The following is a 17,191-nucleotide window of genomic DNA, read 5'->3' on the forward strand; positions in this document are numbered from 1 at the left end:
GTGAGTGGGGAAAATCAAAATTGAGTTAAAATATTGTTAATAAGCAATTTAACGATAAAAAAAATTATCCACAAAAAAAAATCTTTGTGGATAACTATTTGAAATTTACTTTTCCGTATTAATTATCAAACTTCATTGAGATAGGAAATTTGAAATAACTTCTTACGAATTCTCCTTTTTTGTTTTTGGCTGGAATCCATTTTCCTTTGCTTGAGATGTTTTTAATTGTTCTCATGGCCTCACTGTTAAAGTCGGCGTTGGTTCCATTAGCTTTTACCCCTGAGATAGTTCCGTCCATTTCTACAATAAAGGTAACTGTCGTTTTTACAACATCTTCTGATTCAAATCCTGAACCGTCAAAGTTGTTCATTACTTTATTTCTGAAGGCGTCTATTCCTCCTGTGAAATTAGCTTCTACTCCAAGTTCCCCAGACTCTGCAATTTTATTTTTATCTACAGGATCAGAAATTACTGGCGGTGATGTAGTAATTACAGGACCTGTTCCTACTGATACCGTTGGAACATTTGGTGTATTAGGTGTTACCGGATCTCCTTTAAAGTTATCTACAAAACCTGCTACAGCATCATCCGGTATAGGATCTTTTTTTATATCATCTTTAGCATCACTTGATGGCGTAGGCACTGTACTGTCAAACGTTTTCGTGTTTGGAGGTGCAACAGTTTTTACAATCTGTACAGGAGGGTCTTTTTCAGGCGGTTCAACAATTTTTATTATTCTTCTCTCGCCATTATCCTTAATTCCACCAACTGGTACATCTGATTTCAATACAGAAATCACAAACGGCGTAATAGATACTGCAGCCATTAAACTTGCTCCGATAAAAAGCGCTTTGGTTAATATTCTATCTGATTCGTTTCTTAATGCATAGGCACCATATTCTTTATTGCGGTGCTCAAAGAGAACTTCGTTAAAACGAAATTCCTGGTTTTGATTATGTTGTTTCATCACTACTACTTTTTAAACTGTTAAAAATTTTGATTATTAGTTTTGTTAGCTCTTATCGATAAGCAATATTGTAATATCAAAACATCTGCCAATTTTTTAACAAAACAACATAATATTAGAAAAATTTATGACAATGTTTGAATTTTAACATTTTTAAGTAGGAAAAGTCACACAGGAAAACAGAACTATTTCCTATAAAAATAAATAAGGACAACAAACTACAAATAACGGACTGACAGCTTTGTAGAGAAGATTATATAAGCAGGAGAAGAAGAGTAAGGGGTATCAATAATCCCAGAGAATTGATTACTATCAGAATAATTGAACTGATCTTCGTTTTTTTATAACTTTTAGCCGCAAAATAAATCGCGCCTATACTAAAAACCAAACTGCAGACTATAAACAGGATCAGCAAAAAATCTGAACTGACTCCTATAGGCAGCCCTAAATAAACGATCAGCAAAACCGCATAAGCTATTGTAAAGTATAAACTGATTATAATATTATCCAGAAGACGCTGGGGTATTTTATTTTCTTCCATGTGATTGATTTTCCTGTTTATACTTTTGTCTTGAAACAAATGTATACAAAATTTCAAAACTGGAATAAAGCATCCTTGTCAAGGTTTAAAACCTTGACAAGGATTGATTGACAAGCTAAAAGGTAAATTTTTAAACAAAAAAAAAGAGACCATCCAATGACAGTCTCTTTGTTATTTTTATGTTTAAGAATATTAGAATAATTCTTTTCTGATGATGTTCTGACTTCTTTCAGGACCTACAGAAACCAAGTATACATTGATTCCTAAATATTTCTCAATAAACTCGATGTATTTCTGAGCATTGTCAGGAAGTTCATCATAGCTTCTTGCTTTTGTAATATCTTCAGCCCAACCTGGTAAATCCTGGTAGATTGGCTCGTAGTTGTATAATTTTTCTGTTGAAGAAGTGAAATAATCAATGATTTTTCCGTCTTCAGTTTTGTAATGTGTTACTACTTTCAGGTTTTCAATTCCTGTAAGAACGTCTAATTTTGTAATTACCAGGTTATTGATCCCATTAATCATACAAGCATGTTTTAAAGAAACAAGGTCTAACCAACCTGTTCTTCTCGGTCTACCTGTTGTAGCTCCGAATTCACCACCGATCTGTCTGATACTTTCTCCCAATTCATTGTCTAATTCAGAAGGGAAAGGACCGTTTCCAACTCTTGTACAGTATGCTTTTGCCACACCGATTAAGTTCTGAAGTGATGTTGGCGGAACTCCTGCTCCTGAACAAACACCTCCTGTAGATGGAGAAGATGAAGTTACGTATGGATACGTTCCGAAGTCGATATCAAGCATTAATGCCTGTGCTCCTTCAAACAATACGTTTTTACCGTCTCTGATCGCTTCGTTCAGTTCTAATTCAGTATCAACGATTCTATCCTGAAGCTGCTTTCCGATCTCTAAATATTCGTTGTAGATTTCTTCAACGTCTAAAGTTGGTTTTCCGTAATATTTTTCAAAAAGAGAATTTTTAACTTTTAAGTTTTTCTCAATTTTATCTCTTAAAATTTCAGGATTTAAAAGGTCTACCATTCTGATCCCGACTCTTGCAATTTTATCTTCATAACAAGGTCCGATTCCTTTTTTGGTAGTTCCGATCTGAGTTCCTCCGTGTTCCTCTTCACGGTAAGTATCCAAAAGGATGTGGTAAGGCATAATCACATGCGCTCTTCTGCTGATAAAGATATGATCTGTTCTCAAGCCTTTGCTCTCGATCTGACCAACTTCTCTAATGAAAGACTTAGGGTTTACCACTACTCCGTTCGCAATGATACATTTCCCTTTGCATTGAAGAACTCCTGAAGGAAGAAGGTGCAAAACGAATTTTTCTTCACCTACATAAACCGTGTGACCAGCGTTGTCTCCACCCTGGAAACGTACTACATAGTCCGATTTTGCTGATAAAACATCCGTGATTTTTCCTTTGCCTTCATCTCCGTACTGAAGACCTACAACTACATAAGTTGACATATTTTACTTTTGTTTTTAGATTCGTGCAAAATTACTTTTAAAAAATTGGGTGAGCAAATTTGTGGTGGATTTTATTTTTGGGAGGGGTGGAAATCATGGGTTGAAATATTATTTTTATTTTTGACTAATAATAAAATTAAACCTGTGGAAGATAAAATTATTGACTGGTTAAATAAAACTGGCTATCCTTTAGAATTATGGACTGAATCTATTCTATCAAAAAACTCTTTCATTGTTACAAATTCTACATTATATAAAGATGCTGAAAATGATATTTTTCGTGAAATTGATTTAAAAGCTACTCGCACTTGGGCAACCGAAGAATATGATATAGTATTTGCATTGGAACTAATTATTGAGTGTAAAAAATCTGATAAACCTTTTATTTTATTATGTAATGAAGATTCAGAAAATAAGCAAATTAGTATTGGAAGTTATTATGGTTTATCAGATCCTATCATAGCAATGTTATTAAATAATAGTAATACTAAAATAGAATTACCTCAAGAAAGCAATGCAGGTTTTAAATTAATACAAGGATTTGTTAACGGAGATGAAACGATTAATAAAGCAACGAATGCTTTAATAAAATCATATAATGACGCCAGAAATAATGAATTCGAATTTATTCAACATTACATAGATGATAATTACAACTCAATCATTCTACCTATTTTGGTAATTGATGCCCCTTTTTTTGAATTAAAAACAAATATAAATAATGAATTAAAATTAAAGAAAATTGAAAGTGGTATCTTAAATATATCAACAAATTTAAGCAAATACTACCCAGAACCTTTTGAAATTCCAATTGTAACAAAGCTTGGCTTTATCGAATTAATGAATAAAATTCAAAAATTTGGCGACCAAAACATTGAATTTCTTATTCAAAATCCTACTTTAAATATTTCAAATTTTAAAAATGTAAACCTAGCAGTTAAAGAAATAGAAGAAACAAACAATTGATTGGCTTACAATATTTTTACTAAAAAAACACTTAAAATAAAATGCAGAAAAATATTAAAGATGAATTTACAAGAATAGCAAGAGAATATATTTTAAAAGAATTTGGAGATAATTTAGATATTTTAGAAGAGGATACTGAAGAATGTGAAGACACATTTTGTTTTCATTATAATTCTAAAAAATTTATACAGACTAGAAGATTTGAAGATCAATTTGTAGGACCGGGACCACTTTTCATTCTAAAAAGAGATAAAAAAGTAATTTCTTACGGAAGCGCTCAAGGTGGAATAACCGCTCGTGTTCATTTAATTAATCAATTGAATAAGGAAAGACTAATAAGGGTTTACTACAAAGATTATGATATTTGGGATGGGAAATATGATTTAATAATTAATAAAGTAGAAGATGAAGCATGTGGATTGGAAGACATAATCATTGAAAACATAGTAAATATTTTATTAAAGCATAAAATCTGGAAAGCTAATCAATACGACAGTGATCATCCAAACGCACATTATTACACTGAAGAAGAATTAAAGGAAACTCTACTAAAATCTCCATTAATATTAAAAAGAAATTTTTGCGAGAACTTGGAAGATCTTCTTGTGGATATCATTAATAAAGATATTTACCTTGATTGGACATTATCAGAGGCTAAGTAGCTGCTATAATGAAACCTAACAGGTTTTTAAAACCTGTTAGGTTTAAAGTCTGCAAAGAAATATCTTTAATCCTCCTCCAAAACACCAAAAGACAATCCCAAACATGAATCCACTACAAAAATCAGGATACCTATCTGCAACCACAAACGATCAAGCCCAACTCTTTTACACTTTATTTTATCCTGAAGCAACTTCTGTGAAAGCTACGCTGCTCATCGTTCACGGCATGCAGGAACACAGCGGAAGATATGCAGAGATTGCAGAATATTTTGCTTCTCATGGAATTGCTGTATTGACTTATGATCATCTGGGACATGGAAAATCTGTAAAAGAGAAAAAAGATATTGGTTTCTTCCAGCTTGAAAAACCGGATGAAAGGCTTGTTGCCGATGCCGAAATGATGGCTGATTATCTTGCAGAGCAATATCCGGATGTTCCACATTTTATTTTGGGGCATTCTATGGGATCTTTTATTACACGATGTCTTCTTCAAAAGACAAGCAGTAAGTTTGCAGGAGCTGTCATTACAGGAACCGGTGGGCCTTTACCGGGAATTGACTTGTTAAGAGGTTATTTATTATTAGCTAATGCCCTCGCTCCTCATTATCGTACTTTTTTGAATTCCGTTTTTACGGGCGTTAATAACAAACATTTTAAAAAAGATAAAGATTTCAGTGATACCAGCTGGTTGAGTGTAAATCGCAACAACAGAAAAGCTTTTGAACAGGATGAACTTTGTGGAATTCCGTTTACTCATAATGCCTTTTATACTTTATTTACCATTTATAAAAAAGCTACAGCGAGAAACTGGGCTGCAACTATTTCTAAGTCATTTCCTTTCCTGGTAAGCGGGCAGAATGATCCGATCGGGGATTTTGGAAAAGGAGTTATGCATACCGTTGACCATTTAAAAGCTGACGGTTTCCAGCATCTAGATGTGAAGATTTATCCGGAGATGCGCCACGAAATTCTTAACGAAAAAATACGGGAAGAAGTACTGAATGAAATCTATCATTGGATCGTAAAAAATTAAAATACTTTCGCTGATTTTGCGGATCCATAAACGAATAAAGTCATGAGAATACATATTTTCGGAGCTTCAGGTTCCGGGGTTACCACTTTAGGAAAAGCATTGTCTGAAGAACTCAATATTGAATACTTTGACAGTGATGATTTTTTCTGGCTTCCAACACCAATCCCCTTTACAGAAAGACAAAACCCCGAAATGAGAAATTCAATTGTTTCAGACAAACTTCATACTTCTGAGAACTGGATTTTTGGAGGTTCAATCATTCATTGGGGTGAAAATGTATTTCCTGCATTTGACCTCATTATTTTCCTCTATCTTCCTCCTGAAGTGCGACTGGAAAGGCTGCGAAAAAGAGAGCATGAAAGATATGGCGAAGAAATTACCACCAATCCGGAAAGAGCAAAAAAATTTCAGGAGTTTATGGATTGGGCTAAAGATTATGATCACCATACGGGTATTGCCAATAGAACGTTGAAAGCCCATTTGGAATGGCTGTCTGGGATGAACACTCCTTTGATTGAACTTTCAGGAGATTATGACTTGTCTCAAAAGATGGAGATTATTCTGAATACCATAAATAAATAGTTTTTAAAATGCATAGAAAATAAAAACCTGGAATTGATTTCCAGGTTTTATTATAATAGGTTTCGGCTAAAGCCAATGGAATTTTATTGATTTTGAAAGACGGGCTAAAGCCCGCCTCTATTGAATATCTCCTACATTATACATTGTACATCACACAAACAATCCTTAGCCAAGCATCAGTTCCCGATCAGTCCCAATCTCTTTCAGAAAAACTTCGTCGTGGGAAATCACCAGCAATGTTCCATGATAGTCTTTAATGGAATTGGTGAGAATTTCCACATTCTGAAGATCGAGGTTATTCGTGGGTTCATCAAGAATGATCATATCCGGAGCTTTATTGTTGATGGAAAGCCCGCAAAGAAGTAATCGTAAACGTTCACCACCACTCAACATACCACATTTCTTGTCCCAGGTATCTTTACCGAATAAAAATCTGGACAGTAATGTTTTAACCTCAGATTCCTGCAGCGCATTATCATTAAAAGTCTGGACAAAATCATAAAGAGTAGAGTAATGATCAATCAGTGAATATTCCTGATCAATATAAATGCTGTTAAAGTCTGCCCTGTCTATTTTTCCTTCAGAAGGTTCAGTATTTCCCAGCAGAAGTTGTATCAGAGTCGTTTTTCCTGAGCCATTCGAGCCTTTGATTGAAATTCTTTCTCCACTTCGGATCTCAAGATTGAGATTTTCTTTCCATAGATTTCCTTTTCCATAATTGAAGTTAATATCTTCAGCCGTAATTAAAATCTTCCCCGAATGCAGATTGGAATCATTAAAGTTCACTTTCATCTGCTCAGAATTCTTTAGGGAGGAGCGAAGATCTCTCAAACCATCTGAAATCCCACTGATTTTCTCTGCATGCACACTTTTCAGCTTTGAACTGTTTTTTTCAGCATTATTCCGAAGGGTATTCATCATAATTCTTGCAACGCCCGATTTTTCCTGCTTTTGCTTTCCTTTTGCATCAAGCTTCTGTTTTCGTTCCAGCGTTTCCCTTTCTTTCTCTTTTGCTTTTTTCAGCGCCCGTTCTTTAGCATGAATATCATTATGCAAGGCTTCCTCCTCCACTTCCTTTTGCTCCGCATAAAAATCATAGTTTCCTCCATACGTGGCAATTCCCTGATTACTTAATTCAAAGATGGTATCAACCAGATTCAGTAAAGTTCGGTCGTGGCTTACGATAACTACCGTTGCATCTGTTTTATCAATAAGTTCATAGAGTAATTTTCTTCCCTTAAGATCCAGATGATTGGTGGGTTCATCCAATATAATGATGTCAGGCTTACTGATCTGAATTCCCGCAAGAAAGACCTTGGTTTTCTGCCCACCACTTAACTCTTTCAGTGTTTGATTTAGATCAAAATCGTCAAGTCCCCAATGTTCCAATGCCTGCTGGCAACGCTCTTCAATGTCCCAGTCGTCATTAAGAATTTCAAAATAAATTTCATCCACCTCTCCATTGGTGATTTTTTGGAGTGCATTCAACTTCTGATCTATTTTCAGACATTCAGCAATGGTAAGATGATTAAAGTTTCCAAACATCTGAGGAACATAAAAAACAGAATCCGAAATAGTAATATTTCCGTTTAAAGGCTGTATTTCCCCCGCGATAATTTTCAGCAGGGTTGATTTTCCCATGCCGTTACTTCCCACCAAAGCAGATTTGGTATGAAATGGTATTGTTAAATTGGTATAATTAAATAGAAGATCTCCTCCCGGAAACCCAAAGGATATATGTTGTAGTAAAATCATGATTTCTTTCTTAAAAAATAGTTGAACACCAGTAACATCTTAGTTACTGTTTTTATTGAATCTGAAAGAAATGATATCCTACATGTCCTTATTTTGGGTTTTAAAAGAACAAAGGTAGTCATTTTTTACCATATTCATTTTTCCATAAATTATTAAGATATTTATCATCTCTTTTTTCTTCCACTCTTAAACACCATGTATTTATTCTCTTCCGAAGAATTCATTTTTCTAAGGCTATACCTTTCTATGTCACTCAATAACTTATACTTATTCTGATTTAAACAGTCTTCATCATAATCCCCCACTTTATTATCCCGAAACCGTCAAACTTTCAAACTAATAAAAACAGGAAAGTATTTTAATCAAAAATCCGTAACTTTGCCTCCTACTAAAAATTTTATGGAAAGCATTAAAGTTCACGACAAAACTTTCGTTCCTTATTTAAAGGATGCCGAAATTCAGGAAATTGTAAAAGAGACAGCGTTAAGAATTTATGAAGATTACAAAGATGAAGTACCTGTATTCATTGGCGTTTTAAATGGGGTGGTGATGTTCTTCTCAGATCTTTTAAAATATTACCCGGGGGAATGTGAAATTGCCTTCATTCAAATGAGTTCTTACGTAGGAACTGAATCTACAGGGATTGTTTATCAGAAAATGGAACTTACCAAAGATGTAAGAGACCGTCACATCATTCTTGTAGAAGATATCGTAGATACAGGAAACACTGTTGAGAGTCTTTTCAAATATTTCAAGGAAACACAACGTCCTAAATCTGTAAAACTGGCGAGTTTCTTACTGAAACCTGAGATTTACAAGAAGGATTTCAAACTGGATTATATCGGAATGGAAATTCCAAACAAATTTGTACTTGGATACGGACTTGATTATGATGAATTGGGAAGAAACCTACCTAATTTATATCAATTGGAAGACGGACAAATCAACCATTAATTATTGTCATTAGCTACCGGCTATTGGCTGTTAGCTTTAAAACTTAATCGAAATAAAAGTAAAATATTAACTTAAAAAAGCTAAAAGCCAACAGTGTATTGTATTACTAATGGCTGGAAGCGTATCAACATTATGATAAACATTGTTCTGTTCGGCCCTCCAGGAAGTGGAAAAGGAACACAAGCTCAGAATCTAATCGAGAAATTCAATTTAAAACAGGTTTCAACAGGTGATCTTTTCAGATACAATATGAAAAATGACACTGAACTTGGGAAACTGGCTAAGTCATACATCGATAAGGGAGAATTGGTTCCGGATCAGGTAACAACAGATATGCTGATCGATGAGATCAAAAAACCTACTGATACCAACGGTTTTATCTTTGACGGATATCCAAGAACAACTGCTCAGACAGAAGCTCTGGAAACCATCGTTAAGGAAGTACTGAATGACAATATTGATATCTGTCTTTCATTGGTAGTAGAGGATAAAATTTTGGTTGAAAGACTTCTGAAAAGAGGAGAAACCAGCGGAAGATCAGACGACAGCAATGTAGAGATCATCGAAAACAGAATTAAAGAATATTATACTAAAACAGCAGAAGTTGCCGAGCTTTATAAGCAGCAGGGTAAATATGTAGAGGTAAACGGTGTTGGAGAAATTGACGAGATTTCCCAAAAACTTTTCGCTGAAGTAGAGAAAATTAAATAATCGGGATACGGGTACGGGATAAGAAATTTCCTCCCGTAGCTCACAACTCGCAACACAAACTATATGTCTAACTTTGTAGATTACGTAAAGATCCATTGTAAAAGCGGACACGGAGGTGCTGGTTCTGCCCACCTTCGCCGTGAAAAGTATATTCCTAAAGGTGGTCCTGACGGTGGCGACGGAGGTCGTGGCGGACACGTCATCATGAGAGGAAATGCTAATGAATGGACTTTGCTTCCACTTCGATATACCCGTCACATAAAAGCAGAACGCGGTGAAAACGGAGCGAAAAACCAGCTTACAGGAGCTGACGGTTCTGATATTTATATTGATGTTCCCATTGGAACGATCGCTAAAAATGAAGAAGGTGAAATTATCGGAGAAATCCTTGATGACAAGCAGGAAATCATTTTGATGCAGGGAGGAAAAGGAGGAAAAGGAAACGAGCATTTCAAATCCTCTACCAATCAGACCCCAAGATATGCTCAACCCGGAATGGATGGCGAAGAAGGCTATGTAGTCTTCGAACTTAAAATTTTGGCTGATGTAGGACTTGTTGGGTTTCCAAATGCCGGAAAATCTACACTTTTAGCATCTGTTTCTGCGGCAAAACCAAAAATTGCCAATTACGCCTTTACAACCCTGACTCCTAACCTTGGAATTGTGGACTACAGAAATTACAAATCTTTTGTAATGGCTGATATTCCCGGAATTATTGAAGGAGCAGCGGAAGGAAAAGGATTAGGACACAGATTCCTGAGACATATTGAAAGAAACTCTATCCTATTGTTTTTAATTCCTTCTGATTCTGAAGATCACTTCCAGGAATTTAAAATTCTTGAAAATGAGCTGAAGGAATACAATCCTGAACTTTTGGATAAGGATTTTATTATTTCCGTTTCAAAATCTGACCTTTTGGATGATGAACTGAAAAAAGAAATTGCAGCAGAGTTTCCTGAAAACAAGCAGCCTTTATTCTTTTCAGGAGTTACCGGAGAAGGTCTTATGGAGCTTAAAGATGCCATCTGGAAACAACTACACGGATAGAAAATGCATAATTCACAAGTTTTATTTTAAAATGGAACTTCAACATAAAAACAGCCTCAAATTTTCTGAGGCTGTTTTTATGTTTACAATTCACTTACTTTTCTATATAATATTTTAAACCATTAAGAAGAATTTAAGAGATAAAGTATAGTTAAGATAAATCATTCTGATTCTTAAGCTTAAAGCGAAGCTTATCTTAATGTCCTTAACATCTTCATCCTATCTTAATGGTTTAAATAAAGATTAAGTAGATTTATTATTTTATATTTAACATACAAACACAGCAAAATGAAGTTTTTGGAACAATTATTGGGAGACTCTCTAAAATTTTAAACTATGAAATATTTATTGGGCCTTTGTGCATTTGTATTTTTATTTTCCTGTACTTCTCAGAAAGTAAACTCTCAATATTCTATTATTGAATATGAGGCTACTCCGTGTTTCGGATTCTGTCCAGTTTTTAAAATGACGATCAGTCCGGACAGAACAGCCGTTTTTGAAGCAGAACATTTTAATTTTAATGATAAGCCTTCAAAGGATGAATTTTCAAAGCCTCGTGAAGGAACTTTTAAAGGAACAATCAAGGAAGAGGATTACAATAAATTAATCAGCTTACTGGATGGGCTCAATGTAAAAAGCTTAAACGATAAGTATGGTGAGAAAAATATCACCGATCTTCCAACCTCTTATTTAAGAATCAAATTCGCTGACGGCACTTCTAAAAATGTGGAAGATTACGGAAAACATGGAAGTGAAAAACTTTCAGAAGTCTATCAATTTTTTGAAAACTTGAGAAAGAATCAACAATGGAATAAAGTGAAATAGTTTCACTAAAAAATATTTAATTTATCTTTGTAACAGTAATTCCTTCATTTGGAGGAATTTTTTTTTGTAAAACTATTAACCATTTAAAATAAACATGAAGAAGAACATTTTTTTCATTGCAACATTTGCTTTCTCAGCAATATTTAATGCACAGGAAACCACAAAAGATCCGGCCTCTGTGAGCTTTGGGGTAAAGGGAGGATATTCCTTATCCAATATGAAGTTTTTCGGAACCGGGCTGGATTCAAAATCCTATTTTTACTTAGGTATCGCAGCAGAACAGCCTTTATCTTCTAAATTTGGCTTACAGGCTGAATTACTGTATACGCAATTGGGTGGTAAAGATGCTTATCCCTGGTATCAGTTGGTAGGCAATGAGGTGGTAAGCATGGGTAACATGAACTTTAATTACAAATTCAACCAGATACAGGTTCCCATTTCAGTAAAATATTATATTGTTCCAGAGCTTTCTGCTTCTGTAGGGATGAACTTAGGATTTAACATATCATCCAAAGTAAAAATGAATACTGTTTTTGATGAGGCTGAAACCCACAATTACGAATCTTTAAAAACCCTGAATTTATTTCCATTTGTAGGGGCAGAATATAAGATTAATCAAAAGTTTTTTGTTGATGCCAGATACAATTTCAATTTTATAGAAATGAATAAAAGCAATGCAGTTCCTGTTAAAATCGGATTTCTGCAGGCTGGTGTAGGATATAGATTTAAATAAACTTCAGATATTTAACAGAAAAAAATGGCGGCTCACATTCGGGTGGCCATTTCTGTTTTTCAATAGGCAATAAGTCTAAAAAAGTGGAATAAGATACTTAAAAATATTTAGACTACCTTTGCAGAATGTAATTCTTTCAGACTGAAGGAATTTTTATTTAAATTTTAAAATAATTCATTTGAATTTTACAGACTTAAACTTAATAGAACCTATTGCAAAAGCAATTCAGGAGCAGGGATACACGACTCCTACTCCTATCCAGGAAAGATCTATTCCTGATATATTAGACGGCAGAGACTTTTTAGGCTGCGCGCAGACAGGAACTGGCAAAACAGCTGCTTTTTCTATTCCTATTCTACAGAATTTATCTAAAAATAAAATTCCCAATAAACATATAAAAGCGTTAATCCTTACTCCAACCAGAGAACTGGCCATTCAGATTGAGGAAAACATTAATGCTTACGGTAAATATCTTCCATTAAAACAACTTGTTATTTTTGGAGGGGTAAAACAAGGAAATCAGGAGGCTGCTTTGAGAAAAGGAGTTGATATTCTTGTAGCTACCCCAGGAAGACTTCTTGACTTTATTGCTCAGGGCATCATCAGTTTGAAAAATCTTGAGATCTTTGTTCTTGATGAAGCAGACAGAATGCTGGATATGGGATTTGTACATGATGTAAAAAGAATTATCAAACTTCTACCTCAGAGAAGACAGACTTTATTCTTTTCTGCAACAATGCCGACTGAAATTCAGAAACTGGCTAACTCGATCCTGAACAATCCAATAAAAGTAGAGGTAACTCCGGTTTCTTCTACAGCAGATACCATTAAACAATCTGTATATTTTGTAGAAAAAGATAACAAGCTGGATTTGCTTTCTCACATTCTGCAAAATGACATTTCAGATTCTGTATTGGTATTTGCAAGAACGAAGCACGGAGCAGATAAGATTGCCAGAAAACTTCAGAAAGATAATATTTCTGCAGAAGCCATTCATGGTAACAAGTCTCAGAATGCAAGACAGAATGCATTAAATAACTTTAAATCCGGAAAAACAAGAGTTCTTGTAGCAACTGATATTGCAGCAAGAGGAATTGATATTGATGAATTGAAATTCGTAATCAATTTTGAGCTTTCCGATGTTTCTGAAACATACGTACACCGAATCGGAAGAACAGGAAGAGCCGGAGCTGAAGGAACATCTATTTCTTTTGTAGACGGGCTTGATCTTTTGAATTTAAAGAATACTGAAAAGTTGATTGGGAAGAAAATTCCTGTAATAAAAGACCATCCGTTCCATACTGATAATTTGGTTGCCCAAAAAAGGGATTCTAACAACAAACCAGTTCATGCAGGTGGTGACAAACCAAGAACAGGCAACAGTAATAATTCAAGGCCAAATAACAACCGTAAAAAGCCTTCTACAGGAGCTTCGGTAGGATTTAAAAAGCCTAAGAATAAGAATTTCACCAGAAAAAAATAAAATAAAAAGTCCTTTTTTGAAAAGGACTTTTTTATTGATAGTTTATGATTATTCTGTTTTTTGTTTTGTATAGCAATACCCGATAATACAAAAAGGTAAACAAGCGGCCAGATAGGTTGTAGAAAAGAAATTATTCTGATAAGAAAATCCTAAGGTAATATACTGCTCACTTACAAAAGTCAACATCACGAAAAAAAGAAGATACGCTGAATAGTAAAATACTGTTTCTATTTTTTTCACATAAAAGGAAAGTATGATCGACAGTATAATAAAGAACAGCATAACAAATTTATTGCTTTGTCCCTGAAGATTAAGAGGATTGTATTGTAGCACATGCTCAATACTTTTACCAGGCAGCAGAACGGATGCCATTAGTAATGCTGCTGTCAATAAAAAGCTTATTCCAAATTGTATTTTATTTTTCCAGCTGGTTTTAAAAAAAGGATTTAATAAAAAAATAATCAAAGGAATAATCACTGCACTTCTTGTAAGACATAAAATTCCTATACATATTCCCAACAGAACAGGTCTTTTAAAATAATTGTCTTTAAACTTTCTGCTCCAAAAAAGAATGAAGGCTGCAACGGCAATAAAGGAAGAGATAAAATCACTTTTACAAACCACTTCATAAATATAGGCCAGGGAAATTCCAAACATTACTATCGCGAGAAATCTATGAAAATTGCCCTTAAATTCTAAAAAAATGACATAGGAAAACAATAAAAAAGCTGCAACCTGAAGATATCCGACATTCCCTAAAAAATAAAAAACACTTGATAAAAGCAATTGTCCGGGAAGATAAGATGATAAATTTCCCATGAAATTTGGAGTATCATAGATGTATTCTCCTTTTGTCCAATGCTTCACAGAAAATTCTAAAGTTGCCCATCTATCGATATTCATTTTATAAGGATCCGTCATCACATGGCACATGGCAATGTAAACAACAGTTATAGCAACGATAAGGAGATATACTGATTTCTCAGTCCATATCTTTTTCAGCCAAGACCATTTTCCTAAAGAAAATAATAATAAATTGCCTCCTGAAAAAAGAATAATTAAAATATTAAGAGGAACAAAAGACTGCCTGATTCCATATTTTGTCAGAAATAAAAGATTGATTATGAAATAAACAGCAAACAGCAATATACCATTCAACCGATTGTTCCTTGTAAAATTTAACAGGGCATTCATTAATTATGCTATTTTAAAAATATTTTTAGCATTTTCTGTAGTAATGCGGTCTATCTCAGAGAAATCTTTCCCATAAATATCTACCAGTTTTCCAGCAACCAGATCAAGATAAGAGCTTTCATTTCTTTTTCCCCTGTGGGGAACTGGCGCCAGATAAGGAGAATCTGTTTCCAGAACAATTTTATCCAATGGAATTTCACCCAGAAACTGGTCTATTTTCCCATTTTTGAACGTTACTACTCCACCGATTCCTAAAATGAAATTAAGATCAACAGCATGGTGTGCCTGTTCAAGATTTCCTGAAAAGCAGTGGAAGATTCCTCGCAACTTCGGGTGTTTTTTTCTTTCCAGCACTTCAAATGTCTCATCAAAGCTTTCTCTTGTATGAATTACAATCGGAAGATCTTTTTCTATGGCCCAGTCAATCTGCTGTTCAAAAGCTTTCACCTGAATATCCAGCGTTGTTTTATCCCAATACAGATCAATCCCAATCTCTCCAATTGCAGGAAAATGTCTCTGATCGAGATAGTTTTTTACGATTTCAAGTTCTTTTTCCCAGGATTCAGGTTTTACATAACAAGGGTGTAATCCCATCATTGAAAAAATCTGTCCCGGATATTCTGTTTCCAGCTGCAGCATCTTCTCATGGGATTCGGAATCAATTGCAGGAAGATAAAATTCTGTAATTCCTTTGCTTAAAGCTCTCTGAATAGCTTCTTTTCTGTCTTCATCAAATTCTTCTGCGTATAGGTGTGTATGTGTATCAATCATTTTTTTAGTATTTTAACAGATCTTCATAAGGGTTTTCAAGCCCCAGCAATATTCCGAAAGCCGGCTCGGTTTTTATTCCCTGTTTTTTTAGTTCTATTATTTTTTGTTTAAATTTTTCTCCTTTTTCCTGTAATATTTTGTATTCAGAAACCATATGAAGGTAGGCATTCTGCTCTGTCGTAGGCTTATTCTGTCCAAAAACTTCGATGGGAAACCCTTCCAGCATAAAATTTAATGTAATACATTTTTCACCATTTATATTGGGATATTCAACTTCTACGTCATGAGGCATAAGCTGACTAAATAGTAAATCATCCAGAAAGTCTTGTTCAAATTTTAAATCCACCTCGAAAATAAGATCCAAATCGCTTCCTTTGACATCAATCTCCAGAGGAACAGTTCCTGCTAAAATTGGTGAATAATCTTTCAGTTTCTCAAAGACACGATATTTTGTAAGAATTTCATAAGCTCTTTTTTGTCTTTCATTTCCATCTTTCAGATAGTCAATTCTGGTAAAATCAAGCATTTAAAATATTTTATGTTTTACCTTTTTACGTTGAATTTCAATTCTTTGATCTAATTTCTCCCTGAATTCTATAAACTTAGGGTCTTTCTTATCACTCGTCTTATGTTCCAGCGCCTTGATAATCTTAAAATTTTCTTTGATAAAATTTTGTGTCTCTCCTGAAAAATAGGCATTTCCAAATTTCTCAAAAATATAATTAACCGCCTGTGTGCTTGGGTGAATCATATCTTCTTTATAAAAACGATAGTCCCGAAGATCATCCATCAAAATCTCATAGACCGGCAGATAATGACAGTCCTCAAAGAGAGAAATGGACTCGTGGATAGCGGTAATTAATTTGGATTTACTTAACTGATTTTCAACCATTCCATCTTTGGTATGTCTTACAGGTGAAACGGTAAACAGGATCTGTACTCCTTCTTTACAAATATCTTTAAGATCGAGAATTGTCTGGTAGATAGAACTCGTAAGCTCCTGATGGGAAAGCAGTCTTTTCTCAAAAAACTTTTGAGGAATTTTGTGACAGTTGGCCACCAGCTTTTTCTTGGGAAGAAACTCGTAAATAAATGAGGATCCGTAGGTAATTATAATCCAGTCAGCTTCCTGAAGAAAGGCATTTCCGGCTTCAATAGCTCCGTTTATTTTATCTAAGGTCTGATGAATATACCGGGTATCAAAACTGGTGTGATGATCCAGAGAAATATATTCTTCATTATAGGTAATCAGCTCCTCCTCTTCGTAAAACGCAGAATCATGTAATCTATTGAGAGCGTTATTGATTGAAAAAGGATTAAATATCGTCCCAAAGGGGTTATTAAGGGTTTGAAGTTGTCCATCCTTAAGTAAATCAGTCATTTCAGAGGCAAAACATGAACCTATTGAAAATATCTTATCTTCAATCTCAATCTTCTTATCTGATGCAGGAATATCAACTTCTGTTCTGAATTTCATCGTATAGGTAT

At 34.4% G+C, this 17,191-nt stretch carries 18 protein-coding genes; 10 read left to right on the top strand and 8 right to left on the bottom strand.

What is annotated here, in order from left to right:
• Nucleotides 1-118: 118 nt before the first annotated feature.
• The 3 genes from LC457_RS21905 to LC457_RS21915 form a co-directional block, all read right to left on the bottom strand.
• A complete protein-coding gene (locus LC457_RS21905) occupies nt 119-967 on the bottom strand; it encodes an energy transducer TonB (RefSeq protein WP_223601737.1) in 849 nt (282 codons plus the stop codon).
• Nucleotides 968-1,220: 253 nt separating this feature from the next.
• Nucleotides 1,221-1,508 (bottom strand): hypothetical protein, encoded by a 288-nt coding sequence (locus LC457_RS21910; protein ID WP_223601738.1) that lies wholly within the window; start codon nt 1,506-1,508, stop codon nt 1,221-1,223.
• A 192-nt stretch (nt 1,509-1,700) separates the two neighbouring features.
• Nucleotides 1,701-2,987, bottom strand: a complete 1,287-nt coding sequence (locus tag LC457_RS21915; RefSeq protein WP_223601739.1) for an adenylosuccinate synthase — start codon at nt 2,985-2,987, stop codon at nt 1,701-1,703.
• 45 nt (nt 2,988-3,032) lie between these two features.
• Between LC457_RS21915 and LC457_RS21920 the strand changes: the two genes are divergently transcribed.
• The 4 genes from LC457_RS21920 to LC457_RS21935 all read left to right on the top strand — a co-directional run bounded on the left by LC457_RS21920 (nt 3,033) and on the right by LC457_RS21935 (nt 6,230).
• Nucleotides 3,033-3,953, top strand: coding sequence for a hypothetical protein (locus LC457_RS21920; protein ID WP_223601740.1), 921 nt, complete (start codon nt 3,033-3,035; stop codon nt 3,951-3,953).
• Nucleotides 3,954-3,994: 41 nt separating this feature from the next.
• Nucleotides 3,995-4,615 carry a hypothetical protein gene (locus tag LC457_RS21925; protein WP_223601741.1) on the top strand — a complete coding sequence of 207 codons (621 nt, stop codon included), beginning with the start codon at nt 3,995-3,997 and terminating at the stop codon, nt 4,613-4,615.
• A 103-nt stretch (nt 4,616-4,718) separates the two neighbouring features.
• Complete coding sequence (locus LC457_RS21930; RefSeq protein ID WP_223601742.1) at nt 4,719-5,648, top strand: alpha/beta fold hydrolase; 930 nt, start codon at nt 4,719-4,721, stop codon at nt 5,646-5,648.
• 42 nt (nt 5,649-5,690) lie between these two features.
• Nucleotides 5,691-6,230 carry an AAA family ATPase gene (locus LC457_RS21935; RefSeq protein WP_223601743.1) on the top strand — a complete coding sequence of 180 codons (540 nt, stop codon included), beginning with the start codon at nt 5,691-5,693 and terminating at the stop codon, nt 6,228-6,230.
• Nucleotides 6,231-6,395: 165 nt separating this feature from the next.
• Here LC457_RS21935 and LC457_RS21940 read toward each other — a convergent pair whose 3' ends face one another.
• Entirely contained in the window at nt 6,396-7,985 is a 1,590-nt protein-coding gene (locus LC457_RS21940) for an ABC-F family ATP-binding cassette domain-containing protein (RefSeq protein ID WP_223601744.1), read from the bottom strand.
• A 399-nt stretch (nt 7,986-8,384) separates the two neighbouring features.
• Between LC457_RS21940 and hpt the strand changes: the two genes are divergently transcribed.
• The 6 genes from hpt (at nt 8,385) to LC457_RS21970 (ending at nt 13,738) form a co-directional block, all read left to right on the top strand.
• A complete protein-coding gene (gene hpt / locus LC457_RS21945) occupies nt 8,385-8,939 on the top strand; it encodes a hypoxanthine phosphoribosyltransferase (RefSeq protein WP_047380929.1) in 555 nt (184 codons plus the stop codon).
• 132 nt (nt 8,940-9,071) lie between these two features.
• On the top strand, nt 9,072-9,650 hold the full coding sequence (locus tag LC457_RS21950; protein WP_077415719.1) for an adenylate kinase: 579 nt from the start codon (nt 9,072-9,074) through the stop codon (nt 9,648-9,650).
• Nucleotides 9,651-9,713: 63 nt separating this feature from the next.
• Entirely contained in the window at nt 9,714-10,697 is a 984-nt protein-coding gene (gene obgE / locus LC457_RS21955; RefSeq protein WP_047374141.1) for a GTPase ObgE, read from the top strand.
• 336 nt (nt 10,698-11,033) lie between these two features.
• Nucleotides 11,034-11,522: a DUF6438 domain-containing protein gene (locus LC457_RS21960; protein ID WP_223601745.1), complete on the top strand. Its 489-nt coding sequence runs from the start codon at nt 11,034-11,036 to the stop codon at nt 11,520-11,522.
• A gap of 94 nt (nt 11,523-11,616) precedes the next feature.
• Entirely contained in the window at nt 11,617-12,255 is a 639-nt protein-coding gene (locus LC457_RS21965; RefSeq protein ID WP_223601746.1) for a porin family protein, read from the top strand.
• A gap of 178 nt (nt 12,256-12,433) precedes the next feature.
• Complete coding sequence (locus LC457_RS21970; RefSeq protein ID WP_223601747.1) at nt 12,434-13,738, top strand: DEAD/DEAH box helicase; 1,305 nt, start codon at nt 12,434-12,436, stop codon at nt 13,736-13,738.
• A gap of 48 nt (nt 13,739-13,786) precedes the next feature.
• Here LC457_RS21970 and LC457_RS21975 read toward each other — a convergent pair whose 3' ends face one another.
• The 4 genes from LC457_RS21975 to LC457_RS21990 are packed head-to-tail and all read right to left on the bottom strand — an operon-like array spanning nt 13,787 to nt 17,180.
• The gene (locus tag LC457_RS21975; protein WP_223601748.1) at nt 13,787-14,932 is read right to left on the bottom strand and encodes a hypothetical protein; all 1,146 of its coding nucleotides are present in this window, start codon (nt 14,930-14,932) and stop codon (nt 13,787-13,789) included.
• A 3-nt stretch (nt 14,933-14,935) separates the two neighbouring features.
• The gene (locus LC457_RS21980) at nt 14,936-15,703 is read right to left on the bottom strand and encodes a TatD family hydrolase (RefSeq protein ID WP_223601749.1); all 768 of its coding nucleotides are present in this window, start codon (nt 15,701-15,703) and stop codon (nt 14,936-14,938) included.
• Between the two features lie 4 nt (nt 15,704-15,707).
• Entirely contained in the window at nt 15,708-16,229 is a 522-nt protein-coding gene (locus LC457_RS21985; protein WP_223601750.1) for a DUF4269 domain-containing protein, read from the bottom strand.
• The gene (locus LC457_RS21990) at nt 16,230-17,180 is read right to left on the bottom strand and encodes a GSCFA domain-containing protein (protein ID WP_223601751.1); all 951 of its coding nucleotides are present in this window, start codon (nt 17,178-17,180) and stop codon (nt 16,230-16,232) included. It lies immediately after the preceding gene.
• Nucleotides 17,181-17,191 lie beyond the last annotated feature (11 nt).

The organism is Chryseobacterium sp. GVT01B (assembly GCF_019970045.1).
Classification (GTDB): domain Bacteria; phylum Bacteroidota; class Bacteroidia; order Flavobacteriales; family Weeksellaceae; genus Chryseobacterium.